General features: G+C 75.1%; 2 protein-coding genes and 1 pseudogene. All 3 read right to left on the bottom strand.

Annotated elements, in window-relative coordinates; all coding sequences use genetic code 11:
* On the bottom strand, positions 1 to 744 hold a 744-nt coding region (locus tag RH94_RS45230; protein ID WP_324614338.1), incomplete at its 3' end, for an MAB_1171c family putative transporter.
* Positions 741 to 1,247: a toxin gene (locus tag RH94_RS32870; protein ID WP_073951975.1), complete on the bottom strand. Its 507-nt coding sequence runs from the start codon at positions 1,245 to 1,247 to the stop codon at positions 741 to 743. The genes RH94_RS45230 and RH94_RS32870, both read right to left, overlap by 4 nt.
* A gap of 98 nt (positions 1,248 to 1,345) precedes the next feature.
* Positions 1,346 to 1,600: pseudogene (locus RH94_RS45225) on the bottom strand (hypothetical protein); the annotation flags it as partial.

Genomic DNA, 1,600 nt, shown 5'->3' with positions numbered 1-1,600 from the left:
CCGCCAGGCCCGCCGGCGCTCCGCCAGCCGGGGCCCGGCCAGCGGCACCAGGATGCCCACCGACGTCAGCAGCGCACCCAGCCCGGCCGCGGCCGGCGAGACGTTCGTACCGAGCCCCGACCAGTCCCGCCCGCACCAGCGGGCGACCACGGCGACGAGCTTGGTCACGCTGTACCCGGCGCCGCACAGCGACCCCAGCCCCAGGACCAGCAGCCCCGCGCGCAGCCAGCCGTCCACCTCGCGCGCCCACCGCACCGCGGACACCGTGGTGACACTGACGGCGGCGAGGTGCCCCACCAGGTACAGCACGATCATCTCGGCGATGAACGGCGTCGTCGCGTAGTAGGTGTCCAGGTCGGTGCGCCGCTCCACCGGCGCCTCGCCGAGCGCGAAGGTGGTGGCGATGCCGGCCAGCACCAGCGCGTAGGCCACGATCCAGCGCCGCGCCACCCGGTGCACCCGCTCGCCGCCCCGCCAGTACACGACGAGGACCTGGGAGGCCGCGCTGTAGGCGGTGATCGACGCGTACGTCAGCGGCGCGGCGAGGTTGGGGACGCCGCTGAGCCGGTTGACCGCGCCCACCGTCGGCGGGGCCCCGAGGAGGAAACAGCAACCCGCCAGGCCCAGCACCGCGCAGATCGCCCGCAGATACGGATCACGCCGGTGACGGAGCAGGTCCGGGGCCTTCACCACCAGACCCAGCCACAGCACACCACAGCTGACGTAGTTGATCAGGCCGCTCATCTACCCCGGGTCCCGCGGTAGTTGAGCGCCGCCCCGATGCGTCCGGCCAGGTCCTGCCCGCCGTCGGCGCCCGCCTCGGGCACCGGGTCCGCCGACGCCTCCAGCCAGCCCCGCAGCCGATGGCCCATCAGCATGCCGAACCGGTCGGCCTCCTGCTCGTCCGCCAGGCTGAAGTCGGTACGCGCCGCCACCGGCCGGGGCGGCCCCGCGGCGGGCGCGGCGTCCGCGTCGGCGGCCCGCCGGCTCATGTGCCACACCTCGTGACAGAAGATCACGATCTGGTGCCACACGGCGGCCCGCTGGTCCACGACGACCACGTCCTGCGTCTCGCCCTCCAGCCACAACCCGCTGGCGGTGTGCGGCGGGAAGACCTCCCGGCGGACCACGACCCGGCGGCCCCGCCAGGCGCTGACGGAGTCGACGAGCGCCGCGAACAGCGCCTCGGGATCGGCGGGAACCGGCACCCGGATGGGGTCGACGAGCGCATCGGCCAGCCGCCGCATCTCCCTTTTCCTACGCACCATCTTCCCCCGTGCACCTCTCACGCCTGCCCCCATCATCCCCGGGCCCGGGGGGAGGAGGAAAGGTCCTTCCACCGTGATCACTCATGGGCGGGCACACTCCCCGCCGGCGCCGCGGCCCGCAGCCGTACCGCCGCGACACGGTCGGGGCGGCGCAGCGCCCGGGAGACGGCGCCGATCTCCCGCAGCAGTTCCGTGGTGTCGCGGTCGTGGCCGTCGTCCCCGGGCGAGTGCTCACGCCGCTCCACGGCGTCCAGGATCGCCACCGCGGCGGCCAGCGCCCTGGCCTCCTCCGGCGCGGACTCCAGCTCCAGCGCGGCCCGGTACGCCCGCCG

It is taken from the genome of Streptomyces kebangsaanensis (assembly GCF_001906585.1).
In the GTDB taxonomy this organism is placed as follows: Bacteria; Actinomycetota; Actinomycetes; order Streptomycetales; family Streptomycetaceae; genus Streptomyces; species Streptomyces kebangsaanensis.
This window is presented reverse-complemented; position numbering and strand designations above follow the sequence as displayed.

What these genes read in the sequence shown, in the direction of transcription:
- RH94_RS32870 (WP_073951975.1), bottom strand. Translation starts at nt 1,247, where the DNA reads ATGCGGCGGCTGGCCGATGCGCTCGTCGACCCCATCCGGGTGCCGGTT.